Origin of the sequence: Micromonospora sonchi, from assembly GCF_014646235.1 — a bacterium.
GTDB classification, from domain to species: Bacteria; Actinomycetota; Actinomycetes; order Mycobacteriales; family Micromonosporaceae; genus Micromonospora; species Micromonospora sonchi.
On the sequence record NZ_BMNB01000023.1, the window covers coordinates 1 to 17219 of the forward strand.

At 67.4% G+C, this 17219-nt stretch carries 21 protein-coding genes; 14 read left to right on the plus strand and 7 right to left on the minus strand.

The window, feature by feature from the left end:
* Nucleotides 1-170 precede the first annotated feature (170 nt).
* A complete protein-coding gene (locus IEY61_RS21710) occupies nt 171-602 on the minus strand; it encodes a (deoxy)nucleoside triphosphate pyrophosphohydrolase (RefSeq protein ID WP_189047227.1) in 432 nt (143 codons plus the stop codon).
* A 182-nt stretch (nt 603-784) separates the two neighbouring features.
* Between IEY61_RS21710 and IEY61_RS21715 the strand changes: the two genes are divergently transcribed.
* Nucleotides 785-1090: a pterin dehydratase gene (locus IEY61_RS21715; RefSeq protein WP_189047229.1), complete on the plus strand. Its 306-nt coding sequence runs from the start codon at nt 785-787 to the stop codon at nt 1088-1090.
* Between the two features lie 174 nt (nt 1091-1264).
* On the opposite strand, the gene IEY61_RS21720 is transcribed toward IEY61_RS21715, so the two are convergent.
* Complete coding sequence (locus IEY61_RS21720) at nt 1265-1699, minus strand: VOC family protein (RefSeq protein ID WP_189047231.1); 435 nt, start codon at nt 1697-1699, stop codon at nt 1265-1267.
* Nucleotides 1696-2043, minus strand: coding sequence for a DUF1801 domain-containing protein (locus tag IEY61_RS21725; RefSeq protein WP_189047233.1), 348 nt, complete (start codon nt 2041-2043; stop codon nt 1696-1698). Before IEY61_RS21725 ends, IEY61_RS21720 begins: the two co-directional genes overlap by 4 nt.
* Before the next feature lie 115 nt (nt 2044-2158).
* On the opposite strand from IEY61_RS21725, the gene IEY61_RS21730 reads away from it, so the two are divergent.
* From IEY61_RS21730 to IEY61_RS21740, 3 genes are all read left to right on the plus strand, one after another.
* Nucleotides 2159-3154 carry a LysR family transcriptional regulator gene (locus tag IEY61_RS21730; protein WP_189047235.1) on the plus strand — a complete coding sequence of 332 codons (996 nt, stop codon included), beginning with the start codon at nt 2159-2161 and terminating at the stop codon, nt 3152-3154.
* A gap of 5 nt (nt 3155-3159) precedes the next feature.
* A complete protein-coding gene (locus tag IEY61_RS21735) occupies nt 3160-3522 on the plus strand; it encodes a PH domain-containing protein (RefSeq protein WP_189047237.1) in 363 nt (120 codons plus the stop codon).
* A 104-nt stretch (nt 3523-3626) separates the two neighbouring features.
* Nucleotides 3627-4355 (plus strand): Ig-like domain-containing protein, encoded by a 729-nt coding sequence (locus IEY61_RS21740; RefSeq protein ID WP_189047239.1) that lies wholly within the window; start codon nt 3627-3629, stop codon nt 4353-4355.
* Here IEY61_RS21740 and IEY61_RS21745 read toward each other — a convergent pair.
* Genes IEY61_RS21745 through IEY61_RS21755 form a run of 3 tightly spaced genes read right to left on the minus strand, consistent with a single transcriptional unit; the run spans nt 4348 to nt 6997 of the window.
* Nucleotides 4348-6465 carry a hypothetical protein gene (locus tag IEY61_RS21745; RefSeq protein ID WP_189047241.1) on the minus strand — a complete coding sequence of 706 codons (2118 nt, stop codon included), beginning with the start codon at nt 6463-6465 and terminating at the stop codon, nt 4348-4350. The two genes, IEY61_RS21740 and IEY61_RS21745, sit on opposite strands and share 8 nt — an antisense overlap.
* Entirely contained in the window at nt 6462-6719 is a 258-nt protein-coding gene (locus IEY61_RS21750) for a hypothetical protein (RefSeq protein WP_189047243.1), read from the minus strand. Before IEY61_RS21750 ends, IEY61_RS21745 begins: the two co-directional genes overlap by 4 nt.
* The gene (locus IEY61_RS21755) at nt 6719-6997 is read right to left on the minus strand and encodes a DivIVA domain-containing protein (protein WP_373293194.1); all 279 of its coding nucleotides are present in this window, start codon (nt 6995-6997) and stop codon (nt 6719-6721) included. Before IEY61_RS21755 ends, IEY61_RS21750 begins: the two co-directional genes overlap by 1 nt.
* A 24-nt stretch (nt 6998-7021) precedes the next feature.
* Between IEY61_RS21755 and IEY61_RS21760 the strand changes: the two genes are divergently transcribed.
* The 10 genes from IEY61_RS21760 (at nt 7022) to IEY61_RS21805 (ending at nt 16741) form a co-directional block, all read left to right on the plus strand.
* Nucleotides 7022-7162, plus strand: coding sequence for a hypothetical protein (locus IEY61_RS21760; protein WP_189047247.1), 141 nt, complete (start codon nt 7022-7024; stop codon nt 7160-7162).
* A 236-nt stretch (nt 7163-7398) separates the two neighbouring features.
* Nucleotides 7399-7806, plus strand: coding sequence for a GntR family transcriptional regulator (locus tag IEY61_RS21765; protein ID WP_189047249.1), 408 nt, complete (start codon nt 7399-7401; stop codon nt 7804-7806).
* Between the two features lie 156 nt (nt 7807-7962).
* Nucleotides 7963-8223: a DUF6244 family protein gene (locus IEY61_RS21770; RefSeq protein WP_189047252.1), complete on the plus strand. Its 261-nt coding sequence runs from the start codon at nt 7963-7965 to the stop codon at nt 8221-8223.
* Between the two features lie 321 nt (nt 8224-8544).
* Nucleotides 8545-8985 carry a hypothetical protein gene (locus IEY61_RS21775; RefSeq protein WP_189047254.1) on the plus strand — a complete coding sequence of 147 codons (441 nt, stop codon included), beginning with the start codon at nt 8545-8547 and terminating at the stop codon, nt 8983-8985.
* A gap of 179 nt (nt 8986-9164) precedes the next feature.
* A complete protein-coding gene (locus IEY61_RS21780) occupies nt 9165-10742 on the plus strand; it encodes a type I restriction-modification system subunit M (RefSeq protein ID WP_189047256.1) in 1578 nt (525 codons plus the stop codon).
* Complete coding sequence (locus IEY61_RS21785; RefSeq protein ID WP_189047258.1) at nt 10735-11376, plus strand: hypothetical protein; 642 nt, start codon at nt 10735-10737, stop codon at nt 11374-11376. Before IEY61_RS21780 ends, IEY61_RS21785 begins: the two co-directional genes overlap by 8 nt.
* A 4-nt stretch (nt 11377-11380) precedes the next feature.
* Nucleotides 11381-12010, plus strand: a complete 630-nt coding sequence (locus IEY61_RS21790; RefSeq protein WP_189047260.1) for a restriction endonuclease subunit S domain-containing protein — start codon at nt 11381-11383, stop codon at nt 12008-12010.
* Nucleotides 11985-15062: a type I restriction endonuclease subunit R gene (locus IEY61_RS21795; RefSeq protein WP_189047262.1), complete on the plus strand. Its 3078-nt coding sequence runs from the start codon at nt 11985-11987 to the stop codon at nt 15060-15062. The genes IEY61_RS21790 and IEY61_RS21795 overlap by 26 nt, the downstream gene beginning before the upstream one ends.
* A gap of 132 nt (nt 15063-15194) precedes the next feature.
* Entirely contained in the window at nt 15195-15521 is a 327-nt protein-coding gene (locus IEY61_RS21800; protein ID WP_189047264.1) for a hypothetical protein, read from the plus strand.
* Nucleotides 15522-15595: 74 nt separating this feature from the next.
* Complete coding sequence (locus IEY61_RS21805) at nt 15596-16741, plus strand: protein kinase domain-containing protein (protein WP_268240680.1); 1146 nt, start codon at nt 15596-15598, stop codon at nt 16739-16741.
* A gap of 52 nt (nt 16742-16793) precedes the next feature.
* Here IEY61_RS21805 and IEY61_RS21810 read toward each other — a convergent pair whose 3' ends face one another.
* Entirely contained in the window at nt 16794-17198 is a 405-nt protein-coding gene (locus tag IEY61_RS21810) for a hypothetical protein (protein WP_229706312.1), read from the minus strand.
* Nucleotides 17199-17219: the final 21 nt, after the last annotated feature.

Consider the following 17219-nt stretch of genomic DNA (forward strand, 5'->3'; position numbering starts at 1 on the left):
TGCCCACCGAGACCGGCGACAACACCCCCCGGATCATGCACACGACAGGGGCAGTAAGTCATACCGGCCTCGGTGACCAGCGAGCCCTTGCCTCAGGGCCACGAAAAAGGTAACGGGTGGGGGGTGGGGGGGTGGAGGGTGGGAGGTGGAGGGTCAGGGTGAGGGGGCGGTTAGAGGAGGGGGTGGAGGGCGGCGACTATGGGGGTGTCGGCGGGGAGCCAGGGGACGGTGTCGAGTTCGGTGGCGGAGAGCCAACGCAGCTCGGAGTGCTCCAGGGGCTGGGGGCGGTCGCCGTGCAGCAGGCGGGCCGCGTACACCTTGAGCACCGAACGGCCATGCGCCATCCGGACGTCGCGGCCGACCCGCTCGCCGATCTCCACCCGTACGCCGAGTTCCTCGGCGCATTCGCGCACCAGCGCCGCGGTCTCGGTCTCCCCCGGCTCGACCTTGCCGCCGGGGAACTCCCACCTGCCCGCCACCTCGGGCGGGGCGGACCGGGCGCAGGCCAGCACGCGCCCGTCCTCGATAATGGCCGCGCCGACGACAACTTTCAGGTCACGCCGGGCGGCCTGCCCGCCACTATTGGCCCGTTCGGTCTGCACGGGCGTCCAGCGTGCCAGATCTAATGGCGGTTTGGGTAGCGCGGTTGACCGTCAGGCCAGGAAGACCCAGAAGTGTGGGCGTGGACACACCCCCCGTGTGACGTAAAACTAGAGGCACCGACAAGACACGGGGCGGCGACGATTTGGCCACAAGCCGGCAACGAAGCCTGGGAGGCGTGGTGATGCGTGCGCTGTTCGGCAGTCGCGCGAAGCACGACTACCTCAGCGACGCCATCACCCTACTGAACGGGTGGACGCGCGAGGGCGAACAGATTCGGCGCACCCTGGTCATCGACGACACCCAGCACGCGGCGCTGACCGAGCGGGTCAAGGTGGTCTCCGACGCGCTGCATCTGCGGCCGGACATCAGCCGGCGGGCCGACCACACCCAGATCTGCGTCGGGCACGGCAGCACCCCGCTCACCGAGGGCGAGGTCCTGCTGGCGGCCCGCATCGAGGACGCATACCGAGCGGTCACCGAGGCCTGACCGCAAGCTCCCCGAAGGCTTGACCGCACGCCCCGAGCCTGACGCAAGCCCCGAACCTGGCCGCGAGCTTCCGAGTTCGACCGCGAGCTCCCGAGTTCGACCGCGAGCTTCGGAGTTCGACCGCGAGCTTCCGAGCCCCGCCCGCGTCCCGTGGGATGTGAGCGGGGCTCGACGCTACCGGTCCACGTCCTGCGGGTACCACCGCAGCTCGACGGAGTTGCCGTCCGGATCCCGCACGTACACGGAGGTGGCGGCGCCCCGGGCACCGAAGCGGCCAACCGGCCCCTCCAGGACGGTGAAGACGCCGGAGGCGACGACATCCGCCCAGTCCAGCGGCTCGACCACAAGGCAGAAGTGGTCGACATTCGTCCCGCCCCGCTCCCCCTTGACCAGGTCGATGATCGTCTCCGGGCTCACCCTGACCGAGGGGAACGGGGCCCGTCCGGCCCGCCACTCGTCGACCCGGACCGGCGCCAGGCCGAGCCGGCCGCAGTAGAAGTCGAGGGAGCGCTCCACATCGGCGACGACCAGCACGAGGTGGTCGAAGCCGATCACCCGCACCGCACCCGCCGCCCCTGCGCCGTCACCCACCGCGTCAACGGCGCTCATCGGGTCTCCAGCTCGTACGCCCGGCGCAGCCATCCGGTGAAAAGCTCCGGGTCGACGTCGGCGGCGGCCCGCAGCTTGACCGAGGCCATCCGCCGCGCGCCGGGTACGAGCCGGCCGGACGGGTCGGGCACGTCCTGCCCCCGCCACAGGCCGAACGTCAAATACGAGGCGTACGGCTTCAGCAGGCAGATCGGCTGCGCGCCGGGCCGCTCCCCGAGGCCCCAGACCGGGTGGCCGTGCCACATCGCGCCGGTCGCCTCGGGTAGGGCCGACTCGATGACCGCACAGAGTTGGTCGGCGGTTTCCCGCAACGGGTCGTCGAGGGCGGCAAGGTTGACCGTCATGGTGTTTCCCTTTCGGATCGGTGTGTCCGCCTCAGCCTCCGCCGGACGCGCACCCGGACCAAGACCCGATCGCAGCACTATCGTTGAACGAAACTCAACGACGGGGGGAGGCGACATGCTGGAACGCCACGAGCTGGAGACCTTCCTGACGCTCGCCGACGAGTTGCACTTCGGCCGGACGGCCGAGCGCCTCCGGGTGAGCACCGGGCGGGTCAGCCAGGTCATCCGCTCACTCGAACGCCGCATCGGTGCCCCACTGTTCGCGCGTACCAGCCGGGTCGTCCGCCTCACCCCGATCGGCCGGCAGCTCGCCGACGACCTTGCGCCGCTGGTCACCGGGATCGAGGAGGCGGTCCGCCGAGCCGCCGAGGCGGGACGCGGCGTGACCGGGCGGCTGTGCGTCGCCTTCCTCGGCGAGTGGACCGCGCCGGTGCTGCTCAAGGCGGTCGCGCTGTTCTCCGAGCGGCATCCGGAGTGTCAGGTCCAGGTGCGGGAGGTGCAGCTCTACAGTTCCCGGCGCAGCCTGGAGGACGGGTCGGTCGATCTGCTCATCGCCGCGTACCCCTTCGACGGCATGGCCTGCGGCCCGCCGCTGATCGAGGAGGCCCGGGTCCTCGCGGTGCCGGCCGGCCACCCGCTGGCCCGGCGGGCGTCGGTCCCGCTGGAGGTGCTCGGCGACCACCCGGTGGTCCAGTATCCGACGGCCACCTCCGCCGGCTTCAAACGCGACCGTACGCCGGAGCGCACCCCGTCCGGCCGCCCGGTGCCGAAGGGGCCGGTGGGCGAGACCTTCTCCGAGATGCTCACCCTGGTCGCCCTGGGCCGGGGCGTGCTGCCCGTCGGCGAGCACACGCGCCGCTACCACCCGCGCCCCGATGTGGCGTACGTGCCGATCCACGACGCGCCGCCGATCCTGCGTGGTCTGGTCTGGCGGGAGGACCGCACCACCGCCCGGATCCACGCGTTCGTCCGCGCCGCCAGCGACGCCAACCAGACCGTCCACGCCAGCGACGCCAACCAGTCCTACGCCAGCGACGCCAACCAGGTCGACTCGCCTGATCAGGCTGCCCCTCGGCAAGATCAGGTGGTTGGCGCGGGCCGCCTACCGTGAGGCGCATGGCCAACGCTACGTACGACCGTAAGGAACAGTTCCAGCAGATCCAGAGCGGCCTGCTCGACGGAGAACAGATCATCGCCGTCTACGACGCCGTGGGCACGGGCACCGGGTTCATCGGGCTGACCGACCGGCGCGTGATCATCCAGGACCGCTCGTTCATCGGCAAGCGGTACGCGATCACCAGCATCCCGTACTCGAAGATCACCAGCGTGAGCGTGGTCAGCAACAAGTCGTGGGGCGGTTCGTTCTTCTCCACCGGCACCATCGCCATCCACGTCGGTAGTCACACCTACGAGGTGGAGTTCCGGGGCGACCAGAAGAGCCACCACGTGCACAACGTGATCCTGCACTACATCAGCTGAGCGGCGAACCGGCTATACACATCGACCATCTTCGGTGCGAAGATGCCAGGCACGGAGTGTGAGGTGCGCGGGCGGGCGCCCGCCCAGTCGAAGGGACCAGCCCAATGCCCCAGTCGTCGCACCACCGCGAAACACGTCGAAGCTGGCGACGGGCAGCCGCCGGCCCGGTCGCCGCCCTCCTCCTGGCCACCGCCGCCACCCTCGCGGCCACCGCACCAGCCCAGGCCGCCACGGACGCGAGGCCGCGCCCGGCGCCGCAGGTGACGCTGACCAGCCCGGGTGAGGGCGCGATCCTCGTGTCGGTGTGCGCGGTCCGGCTGACCGCCGACGCGAGCACCCGGGTGGGCACCATCGACCGGGTCGAGTTCTACGTCAACGACCAGTTCGTCGGCAGCGACGCCCACGCGCCGTACGCGATCGATGTTCCGCCCAGCCACCCGGCGCTGCGCGGCACCGCGCGACACACCACCTTCGCGCGGGTCGTCACCGTCTCCCCGGCCGCTACCGCCGACTCGCGTACGGTCAACTTCGGGCATGCGCCGCCACCTCCGGCGGCGATGGTGATCGCCTGCCCGTCCGGGGTGAAGGTCGCCGAGGGCGGCTCGACGAGCATGACGTTCGTGTCGGTCTGCGGCAGCACACCCGGTCTGATCCTGACGGTGACCGGCGACCCGGGGGTCAGCGTCACGCCGACCGTCTCGCCGCCTGGCAACCAGGAACATCGGATCACCGTGTCGGCCGCACCCGGCAGCGCCGGCGCCGTCGCCAGGATCACCGCCACCCCCGACACAGGCAGCTGCATGCCTGGTAATGCCACAGTCACCGTCAGTTGACCAGTCCCAGCCCGCGCAGCGCCGCGCCGAGCGTCGTTGCGCGGGCGAGCAGCCGCCAGCCCGATGGTCCGCGCAGGTGGATCCGGCAGGCGTACCGGCCGAGTTCCACCGCCACCTCATCGCCGGCATGCTGCGCCGCCAGCATCTGGATCCCGGGCACGGGGTCCGGCGGCGCGGCGTCGGCCGGCGCCTGCGGCACCGGGATCGGCACGTCGGGGTCGGGTGGCACCGCGTCCCGTGCCACGTTGTCCAGGAACCGCAGGCAGAAGTCGATCGCCGCCTCCACCGTGGGCTGATGCGGCCGGTCGCCCGGCCCGGGTCCGGTGCCGGTGCCGCTGCGCCCGATCGACACCGACCAGCGCCACGACAGCCCGGCCGGCCGGTCGTCGCACGCTCCCACCAGCACCGACAGCGACAGCCCGTGGGCGAGCCGGACCACCTCCGCCAGGGGCGGCACGTCCGGGCGGCGGGCCACCACGACCAGCCGGGCACCGGGCCGACCGGCGGCGGCCGAGGCCACGAACCGCCGCTGTGGGTCCGGTCCGGGTGACAGCACCATTCCCTCCCGCAGCGCGTAGGCGAGCGGTTGGCCGCCGTCGGCCTCGGTGAGGTCTTCCGGGCGTACGCCGAAATCGGTGGCCCGGTCCGCGAGCCGGTACGGGCCGTCGAGCCGATGGTCGGGGCCCACCTCGGGCCCGTCGCCCGGCAGCCACAGCTGGTGCTCGGCGCGGCCCGCCAGGTCGGTCACGGTGACGGTGAGCGCGGCGTACCGGCGGCGGCTGCCCCGGCAGCGCGGGCACCCGCCGGCCACCGGCGCGAACCCGGCGCCGCCGCAGAGCCGGCAGTCCGGTTCGGCCGCGGCGTCCTCGCCCCGGCAGTCGCAGCGCACCAGGTGGCCGCCGGGCACGCAGTCGGGGCACGAGGCGTACGGAATCGGCACGCCCTGCCAGCTCGGCGCGGGTGGCTCGGCGACGCGCCGCAGCACGGTGACCGGCCGCCGCGCCACCTGCCCGGTGTCCCGCTCGGTGAGCACCATCGTGCTGCCGCCCACCACGAGCCGCAGGTGCCACCAGCGACCGTCCCGCCAGACCGCCTGGGCCCCCAATGCCCGACCCAGGTCGGCCGCGACCCGGTCCGCGAGCCGCGCGAGGTCCACCACCGGCCGCGCGGTCCGCGCCCGGTCACTGGGCAACATGGTGTACGCGGGCGCACGTGACCCGCGCTCCCCCAGCCCGAACAGCGCGTCGGCGGCCGTCGTCGCGGCGACCGCCGTGGTCAGGTCCGGCCAGTGGGCGGGTGTCTGCGCGGGCACCTCCCCGCCGGGCACCTCGTACCGCACGTGCCAGGTCGGGTCGCCACGACTGTGCCGGCGCGCCTCGACCACCAGGTCGAGCCGGAGCAGGTCGGCCAGTTCGCAGAGCCGTCCCAGCCGGACGTCCGGCGCCTCGGCGGGCGCGGCGGCCGACCGGGCCAGCAGCAGCCACCAGGGCCGGTGCACGTGCCGGGCGATCGCCTCGACCTCCAACCCCTCCCGCCGCCGCGCCGGCAGGTCGGCCCGCCACGCTCGGCTCAGCGGCACGACCAGCGTGGCCACCTCCCAGGGCCGGTTCCGCTCCCGCAGCACGTCCTCCCCGGTGACAGCGCTGTCGGCAGCGGTGCTCCCGGTGGCGGCGCTCGTGCCGGTGGCGATCGCGGTCAGGTCGCGGACCAGCGCGGTCAGGTCGAGGCACCACCCGCCCCGGGCGGCCGGGGTCGGCTCGACACTGCCCGGTACGACGTTCGCCGACGCGACCGCGCCGGTGTCGAGGTCGGCGACGGTGAGCACCAGCTGCGCCCGCCGCCGGCCGGTCCGCCGGCAGTCCACGCAGTCCCGGGTCACCCTGCCGGCACCGCCGCAGAGCTGACAGTCGGAGTACGCCTGCCCCGCCTCGTCCTGCCACCCCACCACCAGCCGGCCACCACCGTCGCCGCACCCGCACACCTCGGTCACGGTCCCCGCGCCGGCACAGGTCGCGCAGTCGATCACCGGAGCGGGCAGCGGCCCGAGCGGCGTCTCGTCCAGCGGGCCGCTCGGAGGCGGTCCGGGGCGCTCTTCCAACGGGCCGCTCATCGGTGCACCCGCCGGGCGCACGGTCCGTCGTGGCCGGCCCGCAGCAGGCAGCGCCGGTTGCCGGCCAGCCGCAGATCACAGAAGACCCGATGGCGTACGCCCTGATCGTCCTCGGCCGAGACGGTGGTCTCGCCCGGGTCGGTCGCGGCGAGCAGACTCGACCAGCGGGCCACCACCCGAGCCAGGCGTACGGCGACACCCAGGTCCCCGGCGACCACCGGAAGGTGGATGACGAAGCGTCGCGGCCCGGCCATCAGTACCGCCCTCCCGCGTTCAGGCGGCGCGCCTGCTCGGACTGCCAACCGCGCAGCGCGTCCCGGAACCGGACCGCCTCCTGCACACTGTTGCCCAGCGCGTCGTAGACGGCGGCCAGGTCGTCGGCCACCCGGTCGAGGAACTCGTGCACCTCGGTCGGGTCGAGCCCCCGCCGCCCGAACCGGCAGGCCCGGAACCGCCACGCCCGCACCTGCCACGGCCGCAACGGCGGGCAGGCCGCCGACCGGTAGTACCCGGGCCGCTGGTTCCGCCCCACCGACGCCACTCCCCCACCCATCGCATGCCGCCCGCTGCGCTGATGCCGCCCGACCCGTTGCTGTTGGCCAACCTGCTGGTGTTGGCCGGCCTGCTCGTGCTGGCTGGCCTGACCGCGCCGGCCGATTCGCCCGAAGAAGCGCACCTGTCCCCCTTCGCCGCGTAGCCCTCGTCCGAAGGTGGGCACCCGCCAACCCGGGCAGGCGGGTGCCCACAGCCCTGAAACCGCAGCCCACCGGCAGTACGGCACCAGAGCAGCTCACCGAGACGGGTGACAGACGAGTTGTCTTCGTCTAACCACCCTCCGTGCCTGACACCGTAGCTAGGCACGCATATGCGCACAAGACCTTATGAGGTTAAAGCTAGATCTGGACGAGCCCAAGTGGGGTCAAGGATTAAGCCATGAGCATCGATCCGCGTTCGCACACTCCGGTCTACGTGCAGCTCGCTGATCTGCTGCGCAGCCGGATCGAATCCGGCGAACTGCCGCCCGGTGCGCCGCTCGAGAGCGAAGCGCGGCTGAGCCAGGAGTACGGCATCGGTAGAGACGCCGTACGGAAGGCGATCTCAGTTCTGCGATTCGAGGGTTTGGTCACCAGTAGCCGTGGGCAGCCCACGCAGGTTCGACCGCGTCCCGAACGACGGCAGGTCGAAGTACCCCGAGGCAGCAGGATTTCCGCCCGGATGCCGAACGGCCACCAGCGCCGGCAGATGGACATGGACGAAGGCATACCGATCCTTGAGGTCCACTCTCCTGATGGGACCGTGCAGGCCTTCCCCGCCGATGAAGTAGTGCTGACCTGCCCATAGCCGCCTGCGTCGGCATTCAGTCCGCCGGCTGAGCCCCGATACCTCCGTGACCGCGCTCAGTCTCGCGGTACACCGACTGCGGCGAGCCTCGCGTAAAGTGCAATCGATTGATCACACTTCGTGTGCGTCGTTGATCGCTTGACCAGGGGAGGTTGTGTGAGCGCGGCACAGATCATCGCGCAGTTGACCGCCGCATCGCGGAAGCTGGAAGAGGCGCAGGCCCAGATCGCGGCAGCGCGGCAGAACGTCGGCGAGGCGCGGCAACTCACCGCCGGTGCTTTGCAGGGCAGCTCGGGCCAGCTCACCTCGCAGTTCGATTCTTTGATCGAGGTCATCGGGCAGGTCGGCACCCGACCTGCCGCCGTCAAGGAGCAGGTCCACGCCACGATCGCCAAGGTCCAAGCCCTGGGAAACTAGACGGGGGTGGTGGCAGCGCAACAAGTCACTCACCCGTTAAGCTCCGGCCCTCGACGCCCACAGGCCCGAACGTCACGCCTGCCTCCGAAGCACGACGCAGCGCGGACCAGTCAAAACAGGACCGGCCACCGCGTCGGGAGCGGGTCAGCGCCGAGGAGGTCGGTTTCGCGACAGCCTCTCTCGCGGTGGCCTGGTCGGCGATTTCCGAGTTCATCCCGGTGCTACCGAAGGCGATCGGCGGCACAGTGTTGGCTGCCGCAGCGGCTGTCAGCGCAGCCAAGGCCTTGCGAGACAAGAGAACTGAGAAGCGAAAGGGCGACAATGAAGATCGATGACCGGGTTGAGTCGCTGGTAAGGGACACGATCCATGCAGCGGTGATCCGCGATTCGCAACGGCTTGAGGAGCAACTGCTTGCCCTGGCCGATGACGAGACGACGCGCAAGGCCCTTGAGCTGACCCTTGCACTGCTCTACTTCCTGATCGTGGACATACACGGACACAAGCCGAGCGACGCCGAGGTGGAAGCCACGGCTGCCGGCGTTGTCCAAGCCGAGGCTTGGGCGCAGCTCAACCCGGAGGAGACCGTGCGTTTCCACCAGCGGTTGATGAACGGCCAACCTGTCACAGGCAGCCTTTCGACCGAGAACCTGATCATCATCTCCTTCGTCTCGGTGGCCAACCTCCTGTCATCATGCCGCCGGGACGACGAGGAGTGGTGGAACTACCTCGACCGCGCGGAGGCGGCCCTCGAAGCAGCCTGACGGGCAATCTGTAATCGCTGAGTGGAGGCCGAGCCCTCGGACCCGCCCACGGCCATCCTGATCGCAGAAAGGGACTCTCGGGTGGATGCCGGTGGCGATCCCACCCGAAATAGGGTGGCCAGCAGACACACTGCGGCCTTCGGGTCGCCACCCTCTGACGAGCAAGGACACCCCGACTGATGGCAGTGACCCAGCAGGAGATCGAGAACCGGCTGTGGGCCGCCGCCGACGAGCTGCGCGTGGCGATACCCGAAGCGCAATACTCCTCGGTTGTCTTCCCGCTGATGTTCTGGAAGTACCTGTCCGACACCTGGGACCACCACCACCAGGAGTTCCTGGACGACAACAAGGAGCAACTGAACGACCTCTCCGCCGAGGAAGCCCACGAGATCGAGTACCGCGACTACCAGTCGTTCGAGATCCCGTTCATCCACCCCGGCACCGTCCAGCAGCGTCGCGCCTCCTGGTCGTCCATCCTCGCCACCATTACCCAGCCCGGCCTCGGTCAACGCGTCCGCGCTTCCCTGCAAGCCATCGAGACGGCCAACCCTGACAAGTTCTCCCGCCTGTTCGGCTCCATGACCTGGACCTCAGAAGAGGTGCTGTCAGGTGAGGTGTTGGCGGCGGTCATGAAGGCGATGGACCGCACCCCGAAGATGCACGAGGGCAATATGTCCCACGACGTGCTCGGTGGGGCGTACGAGTACCTACTGAAGCGGTTCTCTGACGGGTCTGGCACCCGCGCCGGCCAATTTTTCACCCCTCGCGAGGTCGTCGAGCTGATCGTCGAAATCCTGGCCCCCAAGAACCACGAGTCGGTGTACGACCCGACCTGCGGGTCGGGTGGCATGCTCATCGCCTCCGCGAACCTCCTGAAGGCCCACGGCGGGCGTGGCTACACGCTCCGCTTGTATGGGCAGGAGGCCGTAGCGGACACCGCCGGTGTGGCACGCATGAACCTCTTCATGCACAACCTCACTCGGTTCAAGGTCGAGGTCGGCGACACATTGAAGGACCCGCGCTTCACTAAGCCGGACGGGTCCATCGCGCAGTTCGATGTGATCGTCGCCAACCCGCCCTACAGCTTGAAGTGGAAACCTTGGGCCAAGGATCCGCGTGCCATCGGCGGTGTCGCCCCGCAGTCGTCGGCGGACTGGGCGTTCGTCCAGCACATGATCGCGTCGATGGACCCGAAGAAGGGGCGCGCCGGCGTCGTCCTACCCCACGGCGTCCTCTTCAGAGGCGGCCAGGAAGCAGCCATCCGCCAGCGCGTCCTAGACGACGACCTGCTCGAAGCGGTCATCGGCCTGCCTCCCAACCTCTTCTACAACACCACCATCCCCACGGCGATCCTGGTGTTCCGTGCACCCGGCGCCAAGGCCCCGGAGCGGCAGGACGGCGTACTGTTTATCGACGCCTCCAAGCGGTTCATCAAGGCCAAGAAGCGCAACATCCTCACCGACGCCGACATCGCCGACGTCGTAACCGCCTACCGCTCCAGCTTCGACGCCGACGGCCACCCGGCAGATCCCGACGGAGAAAACGGCCTCTCGGCGCGTTTTGTCCTCAGCATCGAGATCGTGGCGAACGGGTACGACCTCAACATCGGCCGCTACATCAGGCAGGCCACCGCCGAGGCCGAAGACCTCGACACCCTCATCGACGCCTACAACATCGCAAGAGCCGAACGACAGAAGGCCGAGCAGCACATGCTCGCCATCCTTGCGGACGCTGGGATTAAGGGATTCGATGAGTGACCCGACGAACAACTGCCGGGCAGTTGGTGCCCAGGAGGATTGGGCTCGCGCACCTCTCTCGCGGTTTCTCACACCGAACGTGGAGGTCGTCGATGTGGACCCGGATCAGATTTATCCGATTGTGGGAATCCTAAATAGAGGGAGGGGGCTGCTTTACCGCGATCCCGTCGCAGGAAGCTCTACAGCATACAAGACGCTCAATCGGATCGGGCCTGCCGTGCTCATCTACAGCCGGCTCAAGGCATTCGAAGGCGCGGTCACGGTTACCCCCGACGACCTGCCTGAATCCTTCGCCTCCCAGGAGTTTCCTACCTTCGCCTTCGCGCCTGATGCGTACCCTGACTTTTTCCGCATCCTTGCCACGACGCAGAGCATGTGGGATGCACTCCAGGGCGCATCCAAGGGGATGGGCGGCAGGCGTGAGCGGGTAAAACCCGCAGACTTTCTCAATATCATCATGGACATTCCGCCGATGCCCGTTCAGAAGCTGATCGTATCAGAAGCTGATCGTAAAGGTCATCGGTGCGGTCGACGACCAGATCGCAGCACTCAACACCGAATCCAAGGGGCTGGAGGGGATTCTGGAATCTCTGCGCTCAGACTTGCCAGAGGCGGATCATCAGCCCATCGGTGACATATTGCTGGGGATCGACAACGGCAAGAGCGCCCAATCTGCAGGAGAGGCTACTCCTGCGGACGAGTACCGAATCCTGAAGAGCAGCGCCGTGCAGCGCGGTTGGTTCAAGCCTTCTGAGGCAAAGGCGCTGGCAGAGGGTGTCACATTTTCGCCCAGTCATTTTGTGAAGAACGGGGACCTGCTCATCACGCGGGCAAACACGCCGGAGCGCGTGGGCTTCGTTGCCATCGCAAGAGATGTCCACAAGGGGACGGTCCTGAACGATATGATGTGGCGACTTCGCGTGGACGAGTCCCGCGTTTCCACAAACTACCTTGAGCATGCTTTATCATCACGCGAACTGCGAACACGAATCTCTGGTACGTCCGGCGGAACTAGCAAGTCGATGGTCACAATCAACAAACGCGCTTTCGGCGCTGTTCGGGTGTCCATTCCGCCGCTTCCTGAGCAAGGTGAGTACGTTCGACGATGCGAGGCCGTAGTCGGGTTAATCATCGCCACCCGCGCTGAGGAGGCCCGTCTTCGTGAGGTCCGGACGACTCTGCTGTCCGGGCTGTTGGATCGCACCATCAACATCGAGTCCGCCGATTTTGGAGGCCTGATCCGTGGGGAAGGGCATTCGGGAGCGTGAGTTCCAGAACCTGGTGATCCAGTGGTCCCTCCCGATGGGCTGGCGTTTCACAGCGGGCAGGTCGCTGTCGCGCGAGACGACGCAGACGGTGGTCGCCGGCCATCTGCGGGACGCCATCGTCCGACTCAACCCTGGGGTGATCGACGGGTTCGACGTGGACGTGGTGGTCGAGGAGATCATCGCCACGGTCAACGCTGTTGAGGGCGGGCTGGTGCGGGCCAACGAGCAGGTCCTGCACCTGCTGCGCGGGCAGAAGGAGTTCCGGGACGCCGACGGCGTCTGGCACGCCCTGAAGATCATCGACCTCGCGCAGCCGACCGCTAACACGCTGGTCGTGTCGGACGAGGTGACGATTACCGTCCCCGGCAAGACCTCCCGCCGGTTCGATCTCGTGTACTGGGTCAACGGGCTGCCCCTGGTGGTGGTCGAGGTGAAGTCACCGACCGCGAAGTCCGGGTGGGCCAAGGCCGCCCGCGAGATCAACGACGTGTACGCCGCGGAGTACCCGTGGTTCTTCACGCCCAACATTTTCGCGATCGCCTCCGATGGGCTGAAGCTGCGGTTCGGTGCCGTTGGCTCGCCGCTGAACCTGTGGCAGCCGTTCCGGTCCACCGCCGACGACGAAAACCTGTCCGGGCAGGCTGACGTGCAGCGCTCCGTTGAACTGCTGCTCAACCCGGCGACCATCCTGGACATGCTGGCGAACTTCACCCTTTTCGACACCGCCGGTGGTGGGGTGGACCGGAAGTATCTGCCCCGCTATCCGCAGATGGAAGCCGCCCACCTGATTCACAAGCGGGTCCTGGCCGGTGGCCGGAAGGGCTTGATCTGGCACCACCAGGGCAGCGGGAAGACGTTGCTGATGGTGTTCGCCGCCTCGCTGCTGCTGACCGACACCCGTACCGAGTCGCCCACGATCATCCTGCTCTCGGACCGGACGCAGCTCGTCCGACAGACCTCCGGAGTGTTCACCTCCGCGCTGGGCGACGCCTACTTCCACCAGCCCGCCACCAGCCAGGAACTGCGTTTCCTGCTGGCCCTCAACACGCGCGGCGTCATCTCCACGACCGTGCACAAGTTTGCCGACGCCGGCAAGGACCTGTCGACCCGCGACAACATCATCGTGTTGGTCGACGAGGCACACCGTACCCAGGCAGTCAGGTCGAAGTCCCTGGCCGGGCAGATGCGCGCGGCGCTGCCCAACGCGAGGTTCTTCGGCATGACCGGCACTCCGCTCCGCAACCTCGCCACCGACACCTTCGCCCTCTTCGGTGACGAGGCCGACCCGGACCGGGTGCTGCACCGGTACTCGGTGTCGAGGTCTCTGCGGGACGAGGCGACCGTCCCGGTGATGCTGGACCCGCACCCGGTCTCGTTCGAGATGAACGACCAGGAGTTGCAGGCCGAGTTCGACCAGTTCGCCGACGAGTTCGACCTCGACGACCCGGATCGTGAGGCGCTGTCCCGCAAGTTCGGGCGGCTCACGTCGGTGTTTGCCAACCCCGACCGCATTCACACGGTCTGCCAGGACATCGTGGATCACTACCTGGCCGGCGCCTACCGCAACGGTCTCAAGGCCCAGGTCGTCGCCTACAACCGCGAGCTGGCCGTGGCGTACACGGACAAGCTCAACGAGCTGTTGGCCGGTTACGAGGCGTCACAGGTGCTCGCGGAGGTCGGGAAGCACGACGGAATCACCGCCGAGGTGAACATCTCCGTCTCGGACGGCAAGGACGAAGACCCCGCCATGCGGCCGTTCCGACTCTCCGAAGCCGAGGAGGAGGAGCAGAAGCGGCGGTTCCTCACCCCGGACGACCCGCTGTGCTTTCTCGTGGTGACCGCGAAGCTGATGACCGGCTTCGACGCCCCCAACGAGGGCGTCCTCTACCTGGACAAGCCGCTGAAGGCGCACACCCTGTTCCAGACGATCACCCGCCCGAACCGCACCTGGGTGTCCCCGACCGGGTTCGTGAAGACCTCCGGCGTGGTCGTGGACTACATCGGCCTGGCCGAAGAGGTCCAGCGTGCCGTCACCGACCCCACCCCGGCAGGGGCCGGCAAGGGCGGCGGGTTCGTCACCGACCTGTCCGAGCTGGTCGCCGACTTCCGCACCACCTTCGCCCGCATCGAAGACCTCCTCACCGACGCGGACGACCTGGACCTCACCGTCCACGGCTACCAGTCCGTACGAGCCATCAACATCTTCCTGGACGCCAACCCCGGCGCCGCCGAGGTGTTCGCCAAGGACTACCGGCTGCTGGCCCGCCTGTACCCGCTGATCAACACCGACAAGCGGATCGCCAAGTACCGAGACGGCTTCGGGCTGTTCGGGTCCGTGTACACGACCCTGTTCAAGAAGTCCTCAGACGAGGAGCGGAAGGAGCGGCTGGCCGAGCTGGGGCCGATGGTCCTGGAAATCATCAACGCCCACGTCCACTCCTTCACCGTGGTCGCCACCCACGAAGAGCCCCTCGTCCTGGACGCCCAGGGCATCACCATCCTCAAAGAGCTGATGGCTCTCGTCCGCCCCAAGCCCGCCAAGGACGACGGCGAGGACAAGAAGCCACCGACCGCAGCCGAGATCCTCGACCACATCAAGGCCGCCCTCGAGAAGGGTGTCGAGCCAGGGTCCGCGAAGTACACCGCCCTCGCGGAACGGATCAGGCTGCTGCGCGACCGGATCATCCAGAACGCCCAGGACGCTCTGGACTTCCTCTCCGAAGCGTTGAGGATCGCCCGCGCCATCGTCAACGCCGAGAAGCACCCCAACGAAGCCGTCGTCGTCCTGGACGACGACCACGTAGGCGTCCTGTCGCGGATCATCCACGACCACGCACCGCCCGGCCTCACCGTCACCGAACGGAACCTGGCCGAGGAGATCGACCAGGTCGTCACCCGAACCCTCGCCCAGACATGGGACAACGCAGACGCCCGCAACCGAGGCGTCCGCCGCGCCACCGCCGCCGTCTTCCGCCGCTACATGTTGAAGCCGGTAGGAGAGCCGTACGACTCCACTGTCGCCTACATCGAAGCCCACTACCTCGTCGACTAAGGAGGTATGACGTCTCGGCAACCTGTTCACCGAAACTCCTTGCACGACTTGGAGGAGGTCGGATCTCTACCATTCAGTCAGGTAGCCGACACACACGTGGCCAGTTGACCTTCAGTCGGTACCGTGCCGACGGTGCAAACGCTCACATTGAAGGCTGGCAGCCTAGGTCGCCCTTGGCACGCAGCCCACATACTCCTGTCGATCTTGACCGTCGGCTGGTGGCTTCCGATCTACGGCGTCCACGTCCTTGTATCAGTTATCTCGCGTCCGACAGTTCAGTTGGAGGTGCCCAGTGGGCATCGTGTCGAGTACCGCGACGGTTGGCCCAACGTCCTCGGACCTGAGGAATACCTGGAGCCGAGGAGCATCCGTGAGAGGGCAGCGATCATCGCAGGTTATCTGTCGCCTGTGTTGATCATCACGGCGATCGTCATCGGCCTGACCATCAGAGCCAACTGACCGAAAGACGATGCTCGCGCGGAGGCAAGGCCAAAGCAGCGTGCGCCAGCGATCCGGCTAGACGTCAGCATGGAATGGGCAGAAAAGTGACCGTGGATGTTCTCAACGAGAGATACCGCTTGATCGAGCTCGTTGGCGAGGGAGGCATGGGACAGCTTTGGAGGGCCCATGACGAGACCCTGGACCGGCATGTAGCCGTAAAGCTCATCTCGAATCTCTCCGAGGCACCTGAAGCAGCAGCGCGCCTACGCCGGGAGGCCCGATCGGCCGCACGTCTTATCAGCCCGCACCTTGCAATCGTGCTGGATTATGGCCGAGACGCGAGAACAAGCAGAGATTACGTGGTATCCGAGTTCGTTCCTGGGCTCAACCTGCACCAGATCATTCGGAAAAGCGGTCCTCAAGAACCGAAGCAGGTGGCACGGTGGGCAGTTCAGATTTGCACAGCGCTTGACGTTGTTCACGGCGCCGGCGTTTACCACCGCGACCTAAAACCGCACAACGTGATGCTCACTGCGGACGGACTGATAAAGCTGGTCGACTTTGGCATTGCTGCTTACGCCGAAGCTTCCGATTATACGCGCATCACAATGTCCGGTTCCATTGTCGGATCCCCTGCGTACATGTCGCCGGAGCAGGTACTGAACGCACCCATTGATCATCGATCAGATTTTTACTCTCTTGGCTGCACTCTATACGAGCTACTTACTGGCAGAGCCCCTTTCGCTGGCACCCTTCCGGCCGTGCTCCTCGCGCACGCTCACACGCCAGCACCAGCCCCCAGCCTTATTCGAGCGGGAATTTCTCAGCAGTGGGACGACATCATCCTTACGTTGCTCGCCAAGGATCCGCTTCAACGCCCACAAAGCTCCGTAGCGCTCCGCCAAAAGCTGGAAGCCCTATTTGAGAATTACCCCACTATCCCACTTCGGCCGCAATCCCCCCGGCCAACATCAGCGGGGATCGCCCTCCCCGCGAAGATTAATCGACTTGACAAGCTTGAATTGCCCGGCGATGAAGTGACGACCGGACGAGTCAAGTGGTGGAATGACACGAAACGCTTCGGTTTCCTGACGCCCGACAAGCCCGGACCGGACGTTTTTGTGCACTACTCTATGCTTGCACCGGGATGCTACGGCCTGTTTGAGGGCCAGCGCGTATCCTTCCGGGTTGTGCAACTGCAGAAAGGGCCCGGTGCGGAAGATGTAACGCCTATCTGAGGTCTCGAACTTGAAAGCCTTGACCAGTTCCGGCTGACCATCGGCCAGCTAGCTAGCTCGACGGCAGTCCCAGCTTGTCGAAGAATGCTCGGTTGCGCTCGGTGGCGGAGTTGATGAGGCGGTCGAAAGACATGACCTCGATGTACGCCTTGGCTGACTCGTTGAAGCCGAAGTAGCCGAGGCCGTCGTGAGTCCGCCGGAGGTTGGCGTACTCGCACCTGCTCACGAGCGTCGGCGTGAGGTCAGCCAGGATGCAACAGAACGCCGGCGAGTCCTGGGATGCCGGGATTGGTCGCCCCGAAGCCGTCAACACGCCACCACTGCGCACCCGCTTGACGTAGTCGAGCGACTGGAGGATCGGGTCCTTGTCCTCCGATGCGTCGTTCCGCATCGGCCTCTTGATCTCGACCACGACGATCGACGACAACGGCAGAGTCTCGCCCTCCGCGGTCAGCACGGGCGTGTCGACGAGTCGCGT